A 22838-nucleotide genomic window follows, 5' to 3' on the forward strand; every position below is an offset into this window, starting at 1 on the left:
ATGTATTAAATAAAAGTCAAAATATTAAGGTTATAGTATCTATGACACGACGACAGTTAATCATAAATATTTAATTATACAGAATTATTTATACTTATTAGCAAATTTAAAGCCCATAATTGGGCTATTAATTTATCCTCGCTGAACTTAGTTACTCTGTTACAGGACGTTGATCCGGTTCTGGTACTTCTGATAAGGACATCGGCATTTTATCAATAGGTGAAGACAGTTGCCAGTTGTATATTTGTTCGACATTTTGTCCGTTAGATTGTAAATTCAACTTAACTTGCTTTGGTTTAAACCCTTCAGGCATAACAAATCTACCTCTGATACGTGCAATACCTTTAATGTCATACCTGCGTGGCTCTAAAGGCACCTCTACCAAACTGTCTTCATCTAGCAACGTTAAACTAGGTTTCAAAGTATGTTGCTGACCATCTTTGTCTAACATGGCCACATCAAACCGATATTCAAAGGCATTTTCGGGTAACGGCTCCATTTTAGCACCCACTATTTGTAGTGGTAAGCCACCCTGCTTAATAAGACTATTACTATATACGTCGTTTACTTGTAAGAGTTGCAGATTTTTAACTTCTAGTTTCTGCATGTCTCTGCGTAATTGACCTAGATTATTAAGACTAATATCTCTTTCTTTTCTGGTCGAATCAAGTTGTGACGTTAAATTTTCAACATTTTGTTGTAATTTTTTAACTTCTTGGGAGTTCAGTGATTGGGCAACACCTTCCTTTTGAGCATCTTTCTGTGAGGATTTATAGCCTTGAAAATAACCAAATTTATAGCCAAAAGCAGTCGCAATTACACCCGTTAATAATACTGCAGACGCAAATAATACCAATAGCAGCGGGCTCATCTTTCCATAAGATGATCGCTTTGAATAACTTGAAGTTGATTTACTAATCTCGCTGGGCATGGTACTAGACTCGCATTATGTATCGGCAATTAATAAAAACACCAATGAAACGGCTCAATATTATACCTAACTCTTTAGGCATTAACTAACAAATGTTGACTTTACGCAGATTCTGACACCTAAGTCAAAGTCAAACACCCTTATGTTAATCTGAAAAACAGTAATTTTATACTAAATCTAGAAATTATCCTATCTAGGAAGTCGAGTGCTAACGTTATTGATAGCAGGTTTAACGAGCCTGACAGAGTCTAACAAGGAATGATAATTTTAGATAAAGGTTTTAATTTTATTTTTTACATCGACAATTTTATATTAGAATCAACATATATATGCAACCCAAGCATTAAGCAGGCATATCAATATTCATAATCCCTAGGTTGCCTATAAACTTATTGCTTTCTATGGGACCACAGGAATATGGTCCAATCCTAATCCTTCATCGAAGCCAAACATTACATTCATACATTGTACCGCCTGTCCTGCAGCACCTTTTACTAAATTATCTTGAACGACTAATATTGTTGCTTCTTGTTTATCATTGTTCTGATAAACGGAAATACGCAATCGATTGCTAGCTCGGACACTACGTGTGTCAGGTAGCTCACCCTTAGGCAACACATCAATAAACGGCTCGTTTACATAGGCCTTTTCATACACTGACTGCAAGTCAAGCTGACACCCAGCTTCCGTCAATCCTAGATGAATGGTAGTGAACATTCCACGAATCATAGGCACTAAATGCGGTACAAAACGTATATTTTGCTTATATTTACTTTTTAGAAGTTGATGTACGCCCTGTTCTATTTCAGGTAAATGTCGATGACCCGATACACCATAAGCACTAAAGTTATCTGTGGTTTCAGCATAGTTAAGGGTTAACTTTGCTTGTCGACCTGCACCAGAAACACCTGATTTGGCATCAATGATAATACGAGATTCAATAATTGGCGCGTCCGATTGATTTTGAGCATCAATGACGGGTTTCAATCCTAAGATAGCAGTCGTTGGATAACACCCAGGATTGCCAATAACATTAGCAGATTTGATAGCCTCACGATTAATCTCAGGCAAACCATAAGCCGCCTCTTTCAGTAACTCTGGACAGACATGAGTATGTTTGTACCACTGCTCAAAGGTTTCAAGAGACTGTAATCTAAAATCGGCTGCTAAATCAATGACTTTGACGCCAGCTGACACTAAGCTTTCAGCTTGCTGCATTGCAACACCATGAGGAGTCGCAAAAAAGACCACATCACATTCAGCCAATGCTTCTAGGGTATTGTCACCTAAGTCGCTATAGGTCAATTTAGATATGCCTCTTAGACTAGGAAAAATACTAGAAACAGGTTTACCAGCTTCAGAGCGTGACGTTAACCATTTAATATTAACGTGGGGATGTGAAGATAATAAACGTATTAATTCAACCCCAGTGTAACCTGTTCCACCAACAATGGCTGCATTAATCATAGTCAATCCTATTTGATTTATTGATAGCTATGACATCATAACTATTAAATACTTATTTTATAGATACTAGTTTTATAGATACTAGTTTTATAGATACTAGTTATATAGATACTGATTTTCACAGAGTCCGCTCATTATAAACTTTATTGCATCATAAAAGTAGCGAGTCAAAAATAGCTCTGCCCTCAGTCATATTTTAATTAAAGCTTGTACGCATGTACTGAATCAATAAATACTTTAGCATGTTCCGGGTTTACCCATTGGGTAATGCCATGCCCAAGATTTGCAATATAGCCTGTTTTTTCATTATCCACATAAGCATCATCGAGCATAAGTTTGACTTGCTGGCGAATGCTATCGGGTGACCCATAAAGCGTTGCGGGGTCAAGGTTGCCTTGAACTGCTTTTTTATTTTGTGCCTTGGCTAATATTTTTCTCGCTTTATCGACCGGCATTGTCCAATCCAGTCCTAGGCAATCCGCCTCACTATCAGCCTGAATATCCAACCATAATCCTCCCCCTTTTGTAAAGACAACGACCGGAATATCGGGGTGGCGCTGTTTTAACTCAGTGACGACACGTTTGTTGTATTTATGGGAAAACTCGACAAATTGTCGATGTCCTAATGCCCCTCCCCAACTATCAAAAAGCTGGACTATTTGTGCCCCTGCAACAATTTGAGCATCTAGATAATCAATGATAGCCGTTGTCACATAATCTAAAATTTGGTGCAAGAACTCCGGTTTACTATACAAAATACCTTTAGTATAGCGGTAGTCTTTTGAGCTGCCACCCTCGATCATATAAGTAGCTAATGTCCAAGCACTACCAGAGAAGCCAAACAAGGGGACCAAACCATTAAGCGCTTTACGGATACTGGTCACGGCATCCATAACATACCCCAAGGCATCATTTGGGTCATAGGGCTCAAGATTGTCAAAGTCAGCTTCTGTCCGCAAGGTTCGCTTGAACTTAGGCCCTTCACCCGTCTCAAAGTACAACCCTAAACCCATAGCATCTGGAATCGTCAATATATCACTAAACAGGATAGCGGCGTCTAAGTCAAAGCGTCTAAGAGGTTGAAGGGTTACCTCAGTTGCCCGAGCTGTATCTTTACATAGGCTCATAAAGTCACCTGCCTCAGCCCGTGTGGCTTTATATTCTGGCAGATAACGCCCTGCTTGACGCATCATCCAAACGGGGGTAACATCGATAGATTCAAATCGTAAGGCCCTCAATAGTCGATCATTCTTAAGCGGCGCAAAGTTGTGGCAATGATTAGTCGTATCAGCTTTCAATGTGGACATTATTATCTCTTTAAATCACTAAAATTAATGGCTATGCATATTTATTGTGCTAGTTTATGGTGCTCATTTTATTTATTTAGAATTGCCATGTCATCTCGATGTATCATAACCACTCTATCCTCTGAGCTACCCAGAATCTTGTCAAAATTTTGAGTACGCTCTCTCGCAACTCTACGAGCTTCATCGGATGAGAAGTTAACCTGTCCCACTGCGACACGCTCTTTAGTGTCTTGGTCAACAACAGCGACCACATCACCTTCCTCAAAATCACCTTGGATATCAACGACACCAACAGGCAATAGGCTTTTACCTTGTACAGTAATAGCATCAACAGCGCCAGCATCAATGTACAAAGTACCTGCCATACGCAAATGAGCTGCTAACCACTGCTTACGGGCAATAATTTTGTCTTGTTGATTGGTCTTAAGCAAGGTGCCTACCGATTCTCCGGCTACCACACGGGTAATCACCTTCTCAAAACTACCATTGGCAATTACCGTAGGACAGCCCCCCATAGCCGCTAACCTACCTGCCCGAATCTTGGTCAGCATACCACCACTGCCCAATTTTCCGCCTTCTCCTGCGATTTCGAACAAATATTCAGCCATCGCACGCTCTTGGCGAATCATTTTAGCATCAGGATTCTCTCGAGGGTTAGCCGTAAACACACCGTCTTGATCGGTCAAAATAATGTATAAGTCTGCGCTTACCATAGCCGCAGCCATCGCACCTAGCGTATCATTATCACCAAATTTTATTTCGTCCACTGTAATGGTGTCATTTTCATTAATAACGGGCAATACTCGCCAAGATAACAGCTTATCTAATGTATTGGCAGTATTGAGATATCGCTCACGGTTTGATAAGTCATCATGAGTTAGCAGTATCTGGGCGCTACGAATGCCACTTTGCATGAGCGCGGCCGCCCATGTTTCTATCAAACCCATTTGGCCGATAGCAGCACAAGCTTGTAGACCCTCGAGCTTCTTGGGACGTTCCTCAAGCCCCATACGCACAACCCCCTCAGCAACCGCCCCTGAAGATACCAATATCACCTCAGTACCCTCATGATGCAGCTTTGCTATCTGGCTCGCCCATTCATAGATAGCCGTGCGATCTAATCCTTTACCATTATTAGTGAGCAATGAAGAGCCAATCTTAACGATTACGCGTTTGACATCAAAGGATCGATTAACAGTAGCAAAACGCTCATCATCTGGAGAGGTGGGCATTGGTATTGGTCCGTCAAGCTTTGTAAGCTCTGAGTTTTTATTCTTATTATCTACACTCATAATTTTTCCAAAATTAATGAATTAGTTAGGCTTTGTTCACTATGTCAGCCATTCAGTAATACTAAATCTTGAGGTTAACCTATTAAGGGTGGCGATCGTAAACACGAAGATAGTCGTTTCAATAAGTCCTTTAAAGGTAGGTTATTTAATGCAAAGTATAACGTTTCTCTAAGGATTATGGCGCATAGACAACTTCAACACCGTCTTCGTCATCATCGTCTGGGTTTTCCATATTAAAAGCAGCTTCCCTTTGGGCTCGACGAGCGGCTCGATAGGCCTCTTTTTGCTCTTCCGTATTTAATCGTACTTCCGCCTCTAGGCGCTCAAATCTCTCTTTTTGGGCTTCTGCAAATAGAGGATCTTCCTCTTCACGCTCTTTTTCACGTTCAATAACGTTCATCAAGTGATATTTGACATCATCGACGCCTTGACCGGTTAACGTAGAGGTTCTAAAAACAGCACCCGTCCAGCCGAGTTCAGCAACAATATGCAAGCACAGTTCATTTAACTCGTCAGCATCCGGTACTTGGTCGATTTTGTTTAATATCAAAATCTGAGGTAAGTTTGCTAATTCTGGAGAAAAGCGTTCGAGTTCGTTTAATATCACACGGCCATTCTCAACAGGATCACTGCCATCAATCGGCTTAATATCGATGATATGAAGTAAACGACGAGTACGAGCCACATGTTTCAGAAACCGTATACCCAGTCCCGCCCCATCTGAAGCACCTTCAATAAGACCAGGAATATCAGCCATTACAAATGAGCGATGTAGTCCAACATCCACCACTCCTAAATTCGGAACAAGGGTAGTAAAGGGATAATCAGCAACTTTGGGCTTAGCTGACGACACTTGGCGGATGAAGGTCGATTTACCGGCATTGGGCAAACCAATTAATCCCACATCAGCCACTACTTTGAGCTCAAACTTAAGCTCCTTTATCTCCCCATCAAATCCATTGGTTGCTTTACGCGGAGCTTGATTAGTAGAGCTTTTAAAGTGGGTATTACCCAATCCACCATCGCCGCCTTTGGCGACTAATAGCTCTTGACCAATTTCAGTCAAATCACCGATGACCTCGCCTGTTTCGTTATCAATGATAGTGGTACCAATGGGTACGCGCAAATAGATATCTTCTGCACCTCTACCTGAGCAATTCTTGCTATGGCCGTTCTCACCTCGTCCGGCATCATAACGACGCGTATAACGGTAATCTACTAAGGTGTTTGTATTATCATCAGCAACAACGAAGACATCACCGCCTTTGCCGCCATCTCCGCCATCTGGCCCACCCCGAGGTACATACTTCTCTCGGCGAAAGCTCACAATGCCGTTACCGCCATCCCCTGCTTTGACAGTAACAATTGCTTCATCAATAAATCGCATTGGTCTTGCTCCCTTCTTTTCTTAAATTGGTCTATTTTAAATGCTAAATAAAGCCCTTTAAAACGGATATAGATATATGGATAAAAACAGAAAAATAATAAAATTATTCTATAAAATTTATTCTTTAAAAATAAGGTGCTAATAAAATTAGCTATTAATTAGGCATTAATATAATCAATAATAAAAAATCATAACGCCATATTCTACAGCATTAAACCAAGATTATATGTATAAATACCCGATAACCATATTGATTATCGGGTATCGTTAAAATATACCAGTCATACCCTATCAAAATCTAAATTAATCTTCAAAGATTACAACATTTTGCCCTCTATCACCCTATGTCATTGCTAACGCTTGAGAACAACGAAAGACTATTGGCAAAATATTAAATAAGAAAAGGGTAAGTCTATATATCTGCGGTTTGCCAACAACTATCTCACTGCCTATTGCCGATTAGTCATAAAACCAGTATCTTGACAGAACAGTAACTAGAGAAAATTGGCAAAACTTAGCGCTAGTACTAGCTAAGCGCTAATATTATTATAGTGAATACCAGCCATTTGTGCCGCTACTCTTAATACTTGAGTACTGTAACCGACTTCATTATCATACCAAACATAAACAGTCGCATGATTATCAGTCACAATTGTCGCTTCAGCATCATAGATACCAACTTGTTTAGTACCTACGAAATCAGTTGATACCGCTTCAGTTGAATCAGAGTAAGCAATTTGCGACTGCCAAGCATTGCTATTAGACACTTCTTTGAAAAATGCGTTTAAAGCATCTGCACTCTCTGGTGCTTTCTCAAGATTTAAATTTAGGATAGCCAGACTGACATTCGGTGTCGGTACACGTATCGCATTACCGGTCAATTTACCATTTAGCTCTGGCATTGCTTTACCGACAGCTTTTGCTGCGCCTGTGCTGGTAATTACCATATTTAATACAGCACTGCGTCCACGGCGATCAGACTTATGATAATTATCAATCAAGTTTTGGTCATTAGTAAAGGCATGAATAGTTTCAACATGACCATTAACAATACCAAATTCATCATGGATTACTTTTAAAGACGGCGTAATAGCATTGGTAGTACAGCTAGCGGCACTGACGATAGTATCATCACCAATGGTATCGTTATTAACACCATATACAACGTTTTTGATATCACCTTTAGAGGGTGCGGTTAATAGAACTTTTTTGACCCCTTTTGCTTTAAGGTGTTTACCTAAACCGTCTTCATCTTTCCAAATGCCAGTATTATCAATCAAAATGGCGTCGTTAATACCATAGCTAGTATAATCGATTTCACTAGGATCATTGGCATAGATAACTTGAATGAAACGACCATTAGCAATAATACCTTGGTTTTCTTCGTCCACCACCACTGAGCCTGAGAAGGTTCCGTGAACTGAGTCACGCTCAAGTAAAGAGGCACGCTTAGCTATATCACCCTCTTTACCGGGACGCACAACAAAGGCTTTTAATTGTAGCCCCTTATCGGTCGCTGCCTCAGATAATAATAAACGGGTTAAAATACGTCCGATACGTCCAAAACCATATAATACGACATCCGTAGCGGTACTATTTGCTGACTGAGATTGGTCGCTGTTGGCTAAAGCATCTGCTGCGTTAACTTTATTTTTAACCAGTTGACCCGCATCAATAACGGCTGTCGTAAGATTATCAATTTTAGCAACCTCTTTAACAGTGGTTAAAACGTCTGACAGAGCTAAAGCATTACCATTATTACGTTGTGCAGTTTGCTGAACTTTAGTAACCACATCGGCTGTCGATAAACCGTTTAGGGCTTCACCGAACAAGTTAACTTTAATATCTTTATTTATATATAAATCATGAAGTATGTTAACCAGCTCATAGGCTAGGTTATCTTGTTCTTGATATTTGGCTAAGTGAACTTGGTGTAATTTGCGTCGCGTATCAGCATTACTCACAATAGTCATCCTTTGGATAAATGAAAATAAGAAGGAAAAATTAATGAACGTCGCATTATTGTCAAATCAATTAAACGAATAACAATGCGTTTTTTTTAGTGCCAATTTATAGCACGGTGGTCTATATGACTGCTAGATTTTAAATCATATTGCCAAATTTAGCCAGTCAGTTAACTCTGAGGTTTGGAGATTCATGCATTGACGTGTCTCACAAACAACTGAAATTAAATTGGTATCGATAGATATAAACTCAACAAAATATGATTTAAATCTGTTAAATACTGTTAATCACTTACAGACTGCGACGTCGTGTGAGGCGTTAATTTAAGCGCTGAGATATCGTAGCCCTGACTTTGAGCGATATCCGTATAATAGGTATAAACGTTTTTTGATAGGCTTGGGTCTCTCGATAATATCCATAAATACTTATTATCAGGTGTACCCACTAACGCACTCTCATAGTTATCACTCAGTCCTAAAACCCAATAATCAGCTTTACCTACTGGCAACCATCTTAGCCAACTGGGTAAAAAACTAACTTTAAGTTCACTACCTGATTCATTAGCCGGCTTGGCAAGCCCTTCAGCACGTAATGTATCACCGTTTTCTTTTTTACATTGGTTGATAACATTAACAGATTTAATATTACCGGCATCATCAGAATTTAAAGAATAAGTTGCTGTCACATCTGACGCGCAGTTTTTTTGAAAAGGCATAGGCAGACGTGCAATCTCATACCATTGACCAGCATACTTATGCAGATCAACTTGAGCTACTGAAGAGGGCTCAGAGACTCTCATCTCAGCGTTTAATCTGCTTGCAGGGGTCACAACCTCCCCTGTTTCAGAGTGGGCTAAAGATGTATAAGCTGCTAATGGTATCAATATTGCTAAAGCAATACCGGTATGCTTAAGTAGCGTCCGCATGAATTTACGATCTGGGATGTCGGGTTTATAATCAGTCATAATATTATTTATCTGAATTTAAAATGAGTTTATTTACGATAGAAATCTTTAGAATGAGGTCCATTTAATCTTTAGAGCAAGGTCCATTTAATAAGGGTCCATTTAACATACCCCGTTCTGAACTTATTAAATTTCAGGGTAGACTGTCGATTTTAGCTCAGAAAATCAAGACCTTTAACTAAAAATACTCGGTTTAAGCCATAATCTTTGTTAAGAGTTGAGCGTTAGGTCCTTATCATAATAAGTATTCAGTTGAATCAATACTATCGATAATATGTGTGATTAGGATATGATTTTGTAAAATATTAATTTCAAACGAAACAATTACCTAGAATTCGTTAAAAACTGGCGGATCCCAGCAACTTTATCTGCGCCATGTTGTCTTGCTGTATCTAAATCATTCGGCGCCATTCCCCCTAATGCAATAACAGGGACCTCTGACTTAAAAGCAAGCTGATTAAGTCCTTGCCAACCTAGAGCAGGTTTTTCTGGGTGGGTTTGAGTTGGGTTAACGGGTGATAAGTAAACCCCGATTACTGGCGAGCTATTAGACGATAACCTATATTGAGCCAACCTATTGAGTTTCTCAAGACTTAGTGCGGTATGGCAACTTGCAGTAAGCGGTAAATTGACCAGACTTTTTACATTACTTTCCTCAATAACCATATCGTCTGACACCAGATTATTCACCTGTGATTCTGTTATATGTTGTGCAATAGGCAGTTTCACCTTTTTTTCTGTTGAGTCATTATCTCGTAGTTGTTTGAACCATGAACTGGCAAGTTGACTACTCACTATCAAACTCAAATCTCTTCGCTTGAGAGCAAGTTGTTGCACCAACGGCAGTTGACTATCGATGTCGGAATGTTTTAAACGTACATATACAGTAGCATTTAAAGGTAGATATTGCTGATAGAAGTCACTCCAGGCTTCTGCACTGGTCAGTTTCCGTCGATTGACATCATCAGATGCTTTTTTACCTGTCTCTAACTCTATATCTTGAGTAATGGTGATAAGATCTGACAAACTAAGCCAGTGCAAAATAGTTTTATTGGCTTCTGGCAACCGATAGTGGTGCGAAATGAGATCAGACCCTGTAACCCACCTCAATAACTGCCCTTCATTACCTTGATTCCGAACTAAATAGCGTTCAAACTGACGCTGACTTAAACGGACTCGAAAAACATGCAAACAAACTGTTTTACTATTTTTTGGTTCTTTGAAATCATCATATACATGACGTAAAACCCCCATTTTATTAATCAAATTATCAGACGTTATTTTCAGCCCTATCTCTTCGTCAACCTCTCTCATTAAAGCATCATTGGGTGTTTCATTATCTTCTACTTTACCACCAATAAATTCATATCGATCGCCTTGATGTTGTTGCGAATGACGATAACCCAGTAAATATTTATCCGAGAAGTGGATGACTGCAATTGCCACCTTAATTTCCTTCATTGTTGCTCCATCATTACTTATAGATTCGTATAGTGCTAATCAGTGCCAAACTAATTGTCTTAACGCTAGAAGACTGTCTATCACTAAATAACACCCCGTTCTCAACTAATAAAAACTCATTGTGGGCTGGTGCTTTTAGTCCAGCAAATCAGGACCTTTAATCAAAATACTGGACTAAAGCCACAGCCTACCTTAAGAGTTGAGAATGAGGTAAATAATTTAAAAACACTCTATTTTTTAAATACACTATTTTAATTAAATTAAGTATTCAAGATTGTTTTTGCCCATCCATTGATAATTTAAATGATTAAGTTTAAAAAAACACTTGCAATGTGTATGAGAATAAATAATAATTAAGTTAATGATAATCATTATCAAATAGAAAAAATTGTCATTCAGTGCTCTTCAATACTACTAATTTATTAAAATAGCAAACTCTTTATATGATGGCACCTATGATTTTCTATGGATTGTTTAAATAAATAGCTGATGGTTATCATCAATAGCAACATTAGAATGCATCTCGCTACTCACTATAGTCAAAGAAGTCTAAAATGGTTACAAGGCAACCGAGTGCAAGTAGCAAGTAATACGGGAGTAGGCTTAACGAGGTTAACGCCGTAACCGTTTAGTAGTTCGCTGACTATACAACAATGTTTAAACAGAGGATATAACCCATGGCTACTATCATTTCTCGAGCACTTCGTCTTCGTGATAATCAACTTCCAATGCTACAATCTGAGCATCTTTTTGCATTAACGAAAGAAGTTCGTATTCAGCATGAAGGTGAGGAATATCGATTGCGCCTAACCAGAAACAACCGATTAATTTTGACCAAGTAGCCATCATTTGGTAATAGATATTGGGCAATAATTATTAAGCAATAAGCTTCATCTATAGTCACTATATAATTACTAGAATAGTAAACTTGATGAGGTCGATGCCGTAGCTTTATAATTGGACTGAACATGTTGCGACATCAACTTAAATAAATTTATATCAAAATATTAATACAAAAAAAGAGGGCAACTGTGACAGTTGCCCTCTTTTTTACGCGAAACATTTTAGCCTTACCTCTATTCATCCTTAATAGACGACGATACTTGAAGGCATAACAACATTATGCCGTAGCATCCTCTATCCTAGCTATATTTTATCCTAGCTGTATATTGAAGCAATGTAATAGAAACCATTTAAATGCTGACTAAAGTAATGACTATAAAATCAATAACTCTTAGCTTGAAAAATTAGAACTGGAAGCTATAAACCACATCGATAGCGTTTTCAACAGATGAGCTAGCCTCTACATAGATACGACGCGTTAGCTGATAACGTACCGACAGACTACTTTGCGCATTAAACACCCCCACACCATATCGAATATATAAGTCTGGCGTGATGTATCCTGTGACATTAAGACTTGTATCATCACTGTTCCCTGAGGCATCAATGGTCAATCGCTCAAGTCCAAAGGCTTGTCCAATACTATTGGTTAAATTCCGAGTACCACTTAAGCCAAAGCTTAATCCAGCAGCCGCTAAGTTATTGGTCACTTCGGATTTAAAGCCTTCCTCGCTAATCTGAGTAGCGGCTGGATTTGATAGTCGTCCCGTGACCAATGCATTCATTGCCTGTTGTTGTGTTAACCCTGCATCATTAAAGACCGTTATATTTGGTTCTGAAACTCGACCTTTAACCCGCAACCCTACCGTTCGGCCTTCTATCTCTTTAACCGCTTCAATACTTAGCTGAGGATTAACAACCTCACCATTAAAACGAACTTGACCATAATTGAGCTCTAGACTTTGGCCAAAAGCATCAATATTGGTTCGGCGACTAACCTGTACTACCCCAAGTGCATTCATCACACCTTGCCCTTTTTGGGTAACATGCACTGCACCTGCTAAAGGTAGCACTGCACCAAATCCTTGGAAGGTAACGTCACGACCTAAATCAACCCCAATATCAGCATTGATTGACCAAGGCTGAGAAATGGCTAAAACCTCTTCAATATTACCTATAAGCTCACGGTCAAGTACCACAACGTCATCTGACTTGGTGATCACGTCTTCATTCGCCTCAGGTGGTCTTATGGTCGCATTGGGTACTAAAACCGCTCCGACAATATTAACGCTCTTTTGTTGAGGCTTAATAATGATATTTAAATCTGGGGTTATCTCAGCAAATAATAGGGGCGGCTGGGATAGTATCAAACGCTCGCCTCTTACGCGCAGTTTTGCTTGAAGCTCTTGTTGCCAATCTACCGTTCCTGTCAGCAGACCTGTGCCCTCACCACTCATAAACTCGCCATCTATGGTCGCACTTTTTCCACGAACTTTAGCTTTTGCATTGATATTCGTCAAATTAACGGGCAGGTCTAACATAGCGATCGTAGCATTTTTTAAGTTCACATCACCGTAAAATACAGGACTACTCAACGTACCGCCTAAGCCACCGGCCATCGTTATATTACCTGCTAAACGACGCATACCAGGGAAGAAAGGTTTCAAAATGGCTAAGTTAAACTCATTTAATACCAGTGCGCCTGATATAGGTTTCTCCTCTTTATAAGGATCAACCACTATGTCAGCATATCCTCGAGCACCATGACCACTATCGATATCTGTACGCAGTTTTATACCTTCTTCAAAAGACCTAACGATAAGAGAAACGCGCTTGTAGGGCATAGTAACCGGTTCTGAATAGCCCTCTTGTAGCATGCCAATCTTGCCATTATCAGAGTACAACGTAGCATTTATAGAAGGCTCAATGCCTTTACCCCACTTCATGACCGCTTTACCATTTAAGTTTGCTTGCCAACTTATATCTTTGGGTAAAAATGGCGTAAATAAAGTGGTATCAATATTTTGTAACGCTAAATTTACTTGTCCTTTAGCAGTAGAAGCGATTAGGTTTTCACGCAGACACAGCTTGCCTGTTTGATTGGTAGCCTGCCAGCAGTGAGCTGCTAACTGTATCTGTGGCGCATCTCCTGCAAACGAAGCGATTAATTGTGCGGGTTGGCTTTGTGCTAAAGTCACGTATTGAGTGCCAATCTCTCCATTTCCTATGACACCTGTCCAACTTTGGGCGTTACGATCATAGCCTCCTTTGATAGCGGCTTTAAGGCTGACTGGAGTATTTGCACTATTGGTATCTGCAGTTAGAGTAACGGTATGATTTCGCTCAGTACCATTAAATATGGCATGTACATTTTCAAATTTACTTTCTGAAGCTTTTAAACCCTCTGCCATAATGACTAACGTACTTGGACTCTTAGCGAGATCAACAATCTTTCCTTTAATAATCCCTTTTTCTAATGAGATACCAGGCAGAAGTAGCCTATCACCCGTAAGATCAACATATATAGTGGGTAGCGCTTTTCCTTTAGGCTGAACTAAAGTGAAACCACCCAATATATCGCCTGAGAATCCGTCCCCTAATTGGGATAGGTCATGAATATTTACTTTAGCTTGTAGGTTATTAGCATTACCATTTGCCACGATTTGATTGTTACCCCATTGGACGATCAAGTCGTTTGCATTTAGGGTCTCAACGATACTTTTTACTTTTTGAACTTGAGCGTTAGTATCTGCCGCTTGCAAGGATTCAAAATAATGTCCCATATCCTTCGGTAAATGCAAAGTAGCATTTAGACTACCTTTTGCCAGTAGAGGCTCACCTTTGATTTGTCCACGCAGTGCCATCTGTTTAATATTGACACGTTGCACCCCCTCCTTCCAAAGACCAGTACTGGATAGTCGGCCCGTTATCGTACTTGGCACATTAGATACAAAGTATCCTAGGTTAAATTGATCCATGGCTGCATCTATATCCCAGGCCACACCATTACTGACATTCACCGAGCCTTTAGCAACCAAGCTTCCTGCCTCACCGATATGGCTTAGATTGCGTATTTTAATAGAGTGAGCATCTCCACCTGCATCAATGACCAACTTACCCTTAGGTAACTCCGGAGTGTCAATTAAGCCATTAAATTTAACATCAAAGGCTTGAAGATCACCAAGCTTCGTCTTATTAGGTCGCCACTGACCTGACGTTTTTAAATCCCCCGTTACGATGCCTTTGGTTTGTGGCACAAAATAGCCCACATTAAAATCTTTGCTATTGGCGCTAAGATTCCATTGAATGCCATCGTTCAAGTTAACATTCCCAGATGCTGTAATGTCTCCCGCCTCTCCTTGATGGCTAAAGGACTTAATGTTTACATTTTTCAACGTCCCATTGGCATCGAGTTGAACATCACCTTTAGGTAGGCCTTGAGTGTCCACTTTCCCCTTAAAACGGGCATCGAAATGATCAACATTGCCATTTAATATATCGACTTCACCATCACCACGACCGACTATCATCAATCGCCGATTCTCAACTTTGGAATTAGCACCCTCACCTGTTGTCACTTGAGCAGTCAGTGTGGAGCTAATATCTGTCGAATCGATAGTAAATACGTGTTTTTGACCTTTGACTATCTTGCCATTAATACGGCGACTGATATCGATCATCTTACCCTTGGCGCGAAGATTGCCAACCAATCTCTTCACTGGCATATCTTCATTAAAAACTTGCGGTCTTAGCTCTTTGGTAGTTGCATCAATATCCCACGTTAAGGGCGTGTTTTTGTTGGCTAGAATGATACTGCCTTTACCTGACAAATCACCCATAATGCCATTGTAATTAAAGGATTGAAGATTAATCTTATTATCGACTTTATTTAGATTTACCTTATAGTCTCCAGCTGGAGCAGCGTTAAGCTCATTAATTTGTGCATCGGCAGTGACCCATAGGTGATTGTCACGTAACTTGATATTTGCCGACCCTCGTGGACTATTGATATTGCCTACTTGAGGTATATTTTGACGCTGTAAGTTATTCCAACTGGCATCAATATACCAAGGAGCTTGAAATCTTGGGTTATCTGGCTTTTTACCCTGGACGACATGTGCCTTAAGGGATTCACCATCTCGCTGCTGCAATCCTGCATCAATCTGCATTAACCCATCTTTATTTTTATTGTTATATAAGAATGCCAGACGACCATCAAGATATTCAGGGGCATAGGGGGCTGCAGACTCGGGCAATAAGCTACGCACTTTATAATTATTACTATAAAGCATGGCTTTAATATTGAAGACTTCTTCCCAGTCAATCACTCCTTTTGCTAAAAGATCACCGTTAGGCGTTGAGGCGGTGAGTCGTTGTACTAGCATTTTACTGGTATCAACAATATCTGCACGGGCTTTATATTGTCCACTTGGAATATCTTTTGCTAATAATCGGCTATTGATACGCAGCTCAATATCTGATCGGACACCTGAAAGGGTCGCTAACCCCTGCTGGAGTTGAATTTCTTGACCTTCAGCATAAGGCAGCTGAATTTCGTCCCAAGTTAGTTTGGCTTCAAAAGGAGAGTTATCATCCATGCCCTGAACGATAAACTCTCCCTTAACATTACTGTCATTATATTTACTACGTATCTTGCCGTAAGTACGTTTAAGGCTACCCGTCGCATTTACTTGAATAGGATCGATATACACTTTGTCTAAACTATTGACAGTGACAACCGCCGATAAGTCTAACGGATAACTGTCTGTCAAATTAACAAACCCTTCCAGATCAGCGACTTTTACCAAATCATTATATTGTAGGTTAGCTTTACCAACCTCAAGCTCGGTGCCAATCCAGCTTAGGTCACTGGCTTGGATATCAGTGACCTGAATGGGATCTTTGCCTGCTTGGTTATAAATAATTTCATTAATACGGGCCCGATCAAAACGCAAGTTTACCGGTAAGTCATACGATTTATAGTCAAAGGGTTCACCTGTCGGTGGCTTACGATTTTCAATAACAATTGAATCTATCGTCGCGTCGCGTAGATGTACTTCTCTTGCAAACATCGCCCGCCAGCCAATTTTTACGTAGGTGTTAACGAAGTGGATATCGACATCCTCAGATGCACTCATACTGATGTCTTTTACCATCAGCCCATCACGCAAGTTACCTGCACCATACTCAAGCTCAACCCCAGTCTCTGAGATTATCTTTTCTACAATAAACTTAGTACCACGAGACGTCCCTGCCATGATATAGAGCACGATACACATAATCATGAACAAGACCAAAAGCAGGGCCAATAGCTTTAATAGAAATGATAGCGGATAATGACGCTTTAACCGTTCCGCATCGCGCTGAGCGGGATCTTGTTGTTTATTAGGCTGTGGACTTTGCGAAGTAGTCATATAATAAGTAACTTAAGTATGTAATAGCCTGAATTAGATCTGACGAGGTTATCTAAATTTTAGCACTGGATATAAAGTGTGTGGAATTTTTACCATGTAGCTTAAAAATATGTAATTAAAAATTGGTTAAATTAATAGTTTAGGACTATAAAAAATGCCTAATCTTAAAGGATATTTATACACCGAACAATACCAAGCCTTAATCATTTCAGTGCCATGTTTTAATATCCAAACTACTTTTACCGATGTTAATCTTTATACTAATAATCTTTATACTAGTCATATTTCTACTATTAGCTTCGCTACTGGCTTTATTGAAGAGGCGATCCAATAAAAAAGTGCAATCTTATGGGTATACTTTCTTCTAACACGCCAGCAGCTAAGTCTAAGCGAACCATACCCACTGGAGACGCCCAGCGAATGCCAAAGCCTACCCCTAACTTGGTATCCGCTTCAAAATCGGTATCATAAGCATTACCAGCATCTGCAAAAACGGCCCCTCTTAACCCTGGCTTAAATTCATAGTTATATTCTGCACTTCCGACAGCGAGAACCTGACCACCCACCAGATAGCCTTTTTCTAACGCAGACAAACTATTATAATCATAACCGCGAATACTACGATCACCACCGGCAAAGAATCGTAGCTTATAAGGCACATCTTCAAAGTCGTCAGCCCATATATATCCCCCATCCAAACTGGCTAAGATCTGATGTTTATTCATCTCACCAAAGCTATAGACGCCCGTCACACCTGCACGAGCGATCGCCATATTGGTATCGGTTAACGCACTATCAGAACCCGCCTCAATCGAGTAATATTGATGATACCCCTTTGTAGGGTTCATCGCATTATCAGCGGTGGTTTTATCCATTTGATAGCCTAGTAATAAAGCTTCTTGATTAAACTTTGCTCCTTCACGGTTAAAAGGTACTGGCAGATTTTCTCGATCAGTGCCTCTCACACCACTCTCTAGCTCATCAACACGATATTTAAGGGAATAGGTCCTATTCCATCCTGTCTCATTACGAATATTACGGGCGACACCCGCTTTTATAGTGCGGGTATCTAAATCAAGATTACCCTTACCTTGATTAATGGTTTCTTGTTCATAGCTGACGTTGGCAGACAAGGTATCGTCCAAAGGATGTTTCCATGGTCGACTGGCATGGACGTCAATAGATTGATTTATACCTGATGCGCCAACACTAATGCCAGCTTGATAGCCATCACGATTGATCAAATTATGCTCAAGTCTAGCAACAGCACGAACCCCAGTATCTGTACCATACCCGATACCCAAATCGACATCTTTTGGTTTGTCTGCTGTGACAAACACATATAGAGGGACAGACTTAGTCTCAGCAACTTGTTCAGGCGTCTTACGATTGGCTAAAATAGTATTACTCAAATCCTGTGGTAGCGAGTCCGTTCTGGCAAAGGGGTCATCGTCATCAGGTATGATTTTCTCCACGGCTTTACTAACCGCATTGGATATTTTTCCTAATAGCGTTTTTGCTTCTTGTTCCGTTTCATCAAGCACCCTATCATCAGGCAGTCTCGACAAGCGCTCTGCTTTTGCGGTGATTTCAGCGAGTTTATCTGACGTCTCTTGATCAATTGAGTACTCAATAGGTCTTAGATCTGATTCGAAATCGTAGTTTTCAGTACTATCAAGCTCTGATTTGGCTTGATCTACTGCTTGACTTGAACTGATATTCTGACTGTCCATAGTGGTATCGCCAGAGCCCTTGGTATTAAAGTTTAACCCATCCGAAATAATCGTATCCTCAGCGCGACTGAGGTCATCATTTTCTGGATTATCTTGGGAACCTCTTCCTTCAAACTCTAATCTACCTGCACTACTACCGGGTCGAACCGTTTCGACGTTGACCACGTTAAAATAACGAGTGGCTGAAAGGTCATTGGTAAACTTAGTAACAGAAGGCGCATAAAACTTATCACCCGCTTTGAATTCATGTAGCTGATGCAGCAACTCTGATTTGACGGGTAACTTATCGGGATCTGTTGTCAACTGTCCAGTGTCAGGATCAATAGTAAAGAAGACAACATTATCAAAACGATACCGCTCCCCAGTATCATAAATTAAATCTACATCTGCCGTATTGTCTGGCAATATGACATCTACAGAGCTATTCAACCACTGACCATCAAAGAAGCCAAACTGTTCTTTGGTGGTTTCAATATTTCGTTTAGTTTGTTTATAGACACCATGATTAAATGTACTGTCAACAGTAGGAGGCGCTGATTCTACTATCTGTTTGAATTCCTCTAATTCCCGTCCTTCACCTCTAATATCGATGATACGGCTATTTACTTTAACCGGTTCACCTAAGGATTCGATAATGACGGCAATTTTGTCATCGGCTATTTTTTGGAAGTGTAAATCTACGTCATAGTAGCCTACCGCTTGAGCAGCGTTAATCGCTTCTTCATATAGCTTGGGAGTGACTGCGGTAAAGTCAGAAATAGACTCAACGGTGATATTCTCCATCGCCGCTTTTATATTTGCAAAGGGCTGTTGTTTACTATCGACTTTTACCATTTTGGGTTGTGCAATGCCGGATTGATCTTGATTTTGGTCCATAAACACATCGGCCTCTATTCTCGGTAAGCTTGCAACGCCCCCGTTAAATAGCCGATTATAAAGCCCCTTAAAGAATCCTTGTTTATTAGCAGAATCTCGTGAATCGTCATCTGCCGCATCTGTAACAACGTTGCCAAGATCATTTTGATTGGCATCCCCTTGATAGTCGGGTAAATAATCTTCTGGATTGATACCTGGTTCCAAAGTACCCTTTTCTTGGGCTTCGGTAACGACATCATCGGTAATTTCACCAGCCTGTTTAATTTCACTTGCCACTTGACCAACTGGTGTACTCAGTGATTGAGTTGGGGAATCATCCTTATCGTTTTGGCTCTCTGGGCTAGCCTTATCTTCTGGGCTAACGTCGACATCTCGAGCTTTAAAAACAGGGGTAGTTCCACTGTCTGTAGCCATGTTTGCGCCTTGACCACTCACCTCAGTGTTCGCAGCAGGCTCATCCATCCATCCTAGAGTTTTTCTATTATCTGGATTTATCTGAGTTCTTTTATCAAGCTCTGAATCAAATCCTATAGGGGGCGTCACTGCATCAAGTCGTGCAACTGGGGCATCAAAATCAGAGGAAACCTCTGTACCTATATCAGATAATAAGACATCCAGCTGCTGAGGTGACTGAGTGAGTGTACTCTCAGTGAGTCCATTGTGACTATTTAACGCCGAACTTAAGTCTTTATCTAAGGCATCATCTGCGAAAATACGATTAAAGATAGCGTCACTATCTTGGTTGGTATGGCTGGTTTGGCTATCGTGTTGATTAGACTTGCCACTTCTTGTGTCACTATTGGTTGAGTTATTTTTTAGGCCTGACTCTTGTAAACTTTGATTTAATGAGCTTATAGCATCTTTTTCTTCATCATTCATTACCCTGTTATCGGAAGATAGGTTGTTGTTAGAGTTTTGACTGCCATTTCTACGACCCGTGTCGCTATTGTTGGTTTTATTGTTACTTAAACGACTATTATTACTATCACTATTATTGCCGACAGGCGTATTTAAGGTCTCTCTTTGATAATCTTCCAAAACACTGGGATCAATATGACCCTTTTCAACAGCTTGCTTAAGTCTTAAAGCAATTAACGCTTCTTCAACAGTCTTATCATCACTCGATTGACCATTACTGACAGATTGTTTAATTTGATTCAAAGTCTGGCTATCATTTTTAGTACCCGAGCTCTCAGGTTGATTGGCAGCACCTAACTCAGCGGCGAATGCCGAAGGCAGCAAACAGATGTTTGCTAACATACATAGTGACAACCCATACGCAAGATTCGAGTATCGAAAAGGTACTTTTACTGTCAAACTCAGATATGAAGTACTCGGTGATAGGGGTAATTGCAGGCGATTTTTGTCAGTTATTGGGCTGTCCCCTAACCGTTGCTGATGTATTAGATGCATTACCAATCTCTTTTTAATAACGATTATTAGTAAATATAGTGCATATGGTGAATAGTGCATTTATATAGGTATTTATTAAACCACATAGCAAAAAAATGTAGTTGTCGTAAATACAGTTGTGATAAATTGTAGCTATGATACCTTGAATGCAGATATTTATCAGTGATATTTTAGGCGAAACCTTAACTAAAAAAACTCAAGTATGGGGTGAATACAAGCTCTTTCATTGAGATTAATATAAAGCTGTCAACACTTTAACGATTAATTTCACAATTAATTAAAGTCGTTAACCTCATTGTACCCAAATTAGGAAGCCTTTTATGGCATCACAATTTACTCTATTTCGTAGCCGTCGTTTTACGCCGATGTTTTTTACCCAGTTTTTAGGTGCCTTTAACGACAACTTCTTTAAGCAGGCATTATTATTAGTCTTAACCTATACAGCGGTTAACAAACTTAATGTGTCCATTAGCTTACTAAATAACTTAGCTGCTATGTTATTTATCTTGCCATTCTTTTTATTTTCGGCTTTAGCAGGTCAACTAGCAGATAAATATGAAAAGGCAAGGCTGACGTGGTATATCAAGGTTCTAGAAGTTGTCATCATGACCATGGCGGCGATTGGACTTATCTTTGAATGGTATTGGTTTTTGTTTTTAGCATTATTCTTATTAGGGGCACAATCCACTTTTTTCGGTCCCATTAAATATGCTTATTTACCACAGGCCATGCATAAGGATGAACTAGTAGGTGCCAACGGCTTGTTTCAAACAGGCACTTCCTTGTCCATCTTACTAGGTATGATTTGTGCCGGTTTATTCACTCAGCTTAGCAATAGCTTATACTGGGTGAGTGGTATGATTTTACTAGTAGCTACCTTAGGATTATTAGCGACTAAATTTATCCCTAAAATGCCGGCAGTGCAACCTGATTTGAAGGTGAACTGGAATATATTTACCACAAGTATGGATACTATTAAGTATCTATACTCGCTACCTTTGCTATTTTTTATCATTATGGGAAACAGTTGGTTTTGGTTTTATGGCGCTACCTTTTTGACCCAAACCCCTGAGTTTAGCAAAGTGTTATTAAATGGCAATGAGTCGGTTGTTATTTTACTACTGACGCTCTTCTCAGTCGGTATTGCTATCGGTTCATTGATGTGCAAAACCCTTTCTAAAAATCAAGTGAGCTTTAAAATACTGCCCTATGGTATTGCGGGTTTAAGTCTATTCGCTATAGATTTATATTTCTCATTATCGGCACTAAATATTAGCAGCAGTCATCTACTAGACATTACTGAGTTATCCGGTATTAAAAGCGCGTGGCGTGTGTATTTGGATTTATTTTTGTTAGGCTTTAGTGGCGGTATTTATATTGTTCCTCTATACGCGTCGATGCAAGCTTACTCTCCGATTCACCATCGTGCGCGTGTCATTGGCGCTAACAATATTTTTAATGCGATATTTATGGTGACGTCAGCCATTTTTGCCATTGTTATTTTAAACTTACTATCTCTGTCACTGCCTCAGCTATTTTTAATCACGGGTATATTAAATATATTATTTGGGATTTTCTTGTATGTTAAGTTAAATAAGTACCAAGGTACGATGACTATTAAAGAGGACGCTATACTTTAGCCATATTTTTCAATACCTAACCTGTTATAATTGAAGCACTGACCCTTCTCTTTTGTCTAGTCGTTCTATTTGATTAATTTTTCTGTTTAGTTAAGTGACTTCTAAACGTCAAAAGCCAACCTTAAAACTCTAAAGGTTGGCTTTT

The 22838-nt window shown here is 39.8% G+C and carries 13 protein-coding genes; 3 read left to right on the forward strand and 10 right to left on the reverse strand.

The genetic code is table 11. The annotated features are described in order from the left end of the window. Positions 1 to 151 precede the first annotated feature (151 nt). The 8 genes from AC21OG_RS00130 to AC21OG_RS00165 all read right to left on the reverse strand — a co-directional run bounded on the left by AC21OG_RS00130 (position 152) and on the right by AC21OG_RS00165 (position 10774). Positions 152 to 871 (reverse strand): hypothetical protein, encoded by a 720-nt coding sequence (locus AC21OG_RS00130; RefSeq protein ID WP_487376928.1) that lies wholly within the window; start codon positions 869 to 871, stop codon positions 152 to 154. Between the two features lie 459 nt (positions 872 to 1330). Continuing rightward, positions 1331 to 2398, reverse strand: coding sequence for an N-acetyl-gamma-glutamyl-phosphate reductase (gene argC / locus AC21OG_RS00135; RefSeq protein WP_487376930.1), 1068 nt, complete (start codon positions 2396 to 2398; stop codon positions 1331 to 1333). 200 nt (positions 2399 to 2598) lie between these two features. Next, positions 2599 to 3705, reverse strand: a complete 1107-nt coding sequence (hemE, locus tag AC21OG_RS00140; RefSeq protein ID WP_487376931.1) for a uroporphyrinogen decarboxylase — start codon at positions 3703 to 3705, stop codon at positions 2599 to 2601. A 68-nt stretch (positions 3706 to 3773) separates the two neighbouring features. Beyond that, positions 3774 to 4937 carry a glutamate 5-kinase gene (proB, locus tag AC21OG_RS00145; protein WP_486546591.1) on the reverse strand — a complete coding sequence of 388 codons (1164 nt, stop codon included), beginning with the start codon at positions 4935 to 4937 and terminating at the stop codon, positions 3774 to 3776. Positions 4938 to 5172: 235 nt separating this feature from the next. Then, on the reverse strand, positions 5173 to 6384 hold the full coding sequence (gene obgE / locus AC21OG_RS00150; protein WP_486546456.1) for a GTPase ObgE: 1212 nt from the start codon (positions 6382 to 6384) through the stop codon (positions 5173 to 5175). A 530-nt stretch (positions 6385 to 6914) separates the two neighbouring features. Further along, on the reverse strand, positions 6915 to 8357 hold the full coding sequence (locus AC21OG_RS00155; RefSeq protein WP_487376933.1) for a glyceraldehyde-3-phosphate dehydrogenase: 1443 nt from the start codon (positions 8355 to 8357) through the stop codon (positions 6915 to 6917). Positions 8358 to 8632: 275 nt separating this feature from the next. After that, positions 8633 to 9313 (reverse strand): lipocalin family protein, encoded by a 681-nt coding sequence (locus tag AC21OG_RS00160; RefSeq protein WP_487376935.1) that lies wholly within the window; start codon positions 9311 to 9313, stop codon positions 8633 to 8635. A gap of 324 nt (positions 9314 to 9637) precedes the next feature. Continuing rightward, on the reverse strand, positions 9638 to 10774 hold the full coding sequence (locus AC21OG_RS00165) for an NUDIX domain-containing protein (protein ID WP_487376936.1): 1137 nt from the start codon (positions 10772 to 10774) through the stop codon (positions 9638 to 9640). A gap of 677 nt (positions 10775 to 11451) precedes the next feature. Between AC21OG_RS00165 and hemP the strand changes: the two genes are divergently transcribed. Next, positions 11452 to 11616, forward strand: a complete 165-nt coding sequence (gene hemP, locus AC21OG_RS00170) for a hemin uptake protein HemP (RefSeq protein WP_011960827.1) — start codon at positions 11452 to 11454, stop codon at positions 11614 to 11616. Between the two features lie 405 nt (positions 11617 to 12021). On the opposite strand, the gene AC21OG_RS00175 is transcribed toward hemP, so the two are convergent. Both AC21OG_RS00175 and AC21OG_RS00180 read right to left on the reverse strand, forming a co-directional pair. Then, positions 12022 to 17031: a translocation/assembly module TamB domain-containing protein gene (locus AC21OG_RS00175; protein ID WP_487376938.1), complete on the reverse strand. Its 5010-nt coding sequence runs from the start codon at positions 17029 to 17031 to the stop codon at positions 12022 to 12024. 311 nt (positions 17032 to 17342) lie between these two features. Next, positions 17343 to 20900 (reverse strand): autotransporter assembly complex protein TamA, encoded by a 3558-nt coding sequence (locus AC21OG_RS00180; protein ID WP_487376940.1) that lies wholly within the window; start codon positions 20898 to 20900, stop codon positions 17343 to 17345. Between the two features lie 5 nt (positions 20901 to 20905). Here AC21OG_RS00180 and AC21OG_RS00185 point away from each other — a divergent pair, with 5 nt between their 5' ends. Then, positions 20906 to 21070: a hypothetical protein gene (locus tag AC21OG_RS00185; RefSeq protein WP_487376941.1), complete on the forward strand. Its 165-nt coding sequence runs from the start codon at positions 20906 to 20908 to the stop codon at positions 21068 to 21070. Positions 21071 to 21373: 303 nt separating this feature from the next. Continuing rightward, positions 21374 to 22693 carry an MFS transporter gene (locus AC21OG_RS00190; protein ID WP_487376943.1) on the forward strand — a complete coding sequence of 440 codons (1320 nt, stop codon included), beginning with the start codon at positions 21374 to 21376 and terminating at the stop codon, positions 22691 to 22693. Positions 22694 to 22838 lie beyond the last annotated feature (145 nt).

It is taken from the genome of Psychrobacter sp. CX5 (assembly GCF_057621535.2).

Coding starts and splice junctions, on each gene's coding strand:
- AC21OG_RS00175 (WP_487376938.1), bottom strand. CDS start 17,031: ATGACTACTTCGCAAAGTCCACAGCCTAATAAACAACAAGATCCCGCT.
- AC21OG_RS00180 (WP_487376940.1), bottom strand. CDS start 20,900: ATGTTAGCAAACATCTGTTTGCTGCCTTCGGCATTCGCCGCTGAGTTA.
- AC21OG_RS00155 (WP_487376933.1), bottom strand. CDS start 8,357: ATGACTATTGTGAGTAATGCTGATACGCGACGCAAATTACACCAAGTT.
- AC21OG_RS00165 (WP_487376936.1), bottom strand. CDS start 10,774: ATGAAGGAAATTAAGGTGGCAATTGCAGTCATCCACTTCTCGGATAAA.
- AC21OG_RS00160 (WP_487376935.1), bottom strand. CDS start 9,313: ATGACTGATTATAAACCCGACATCCCAGATCGTAAATTCATGCGGACG.
- AC21OG_RS00130 (WP_487376928.1), bottom strand. CDS start 871: ATGAGCCCGCTGCTATTGGTATTATTTGCGTCTGCAGTATTATTAACG.
- AC21OG_RS00190 (WP_487376943.1), top strand. CDS start 21,374: ATGGCATCACAATTTACTCTATTTCGTAGCCGTCGTTTTACGCCGATG.
- hemE (WP_487376931.1), bottom strand. CDS start 3,705: ATGTCCACATTGAAAGCTGATACGACTAATCATTGCCACAACTTTGCG.
- argC (WP_487376930.1), bottom strand. CDS start 2,398: ATGATTAATGCAGCCATTGTTGGTGGAACAGGTTACACTGGGGTTGAA.
- hemP (WP_011960827.1), top strand. CDS start 11,452: ATGGCTACTATCATTTCTCGAGCACTTCGTCTTCGTGATAATCAACTT.
- obgE (WP_486546456.1), bottom strand. CDS start 6,384: ATGCGATTTATTGATGAAGCAATTGTTACTGTCAAAGCAGGGGATGGC.
- proB (WP_486546591.1), bottom strand. CDS start 4,937: ATGCCCACCTCTCCAGATGATGAGCGTTTTGCTACTGTTAATCGATCC.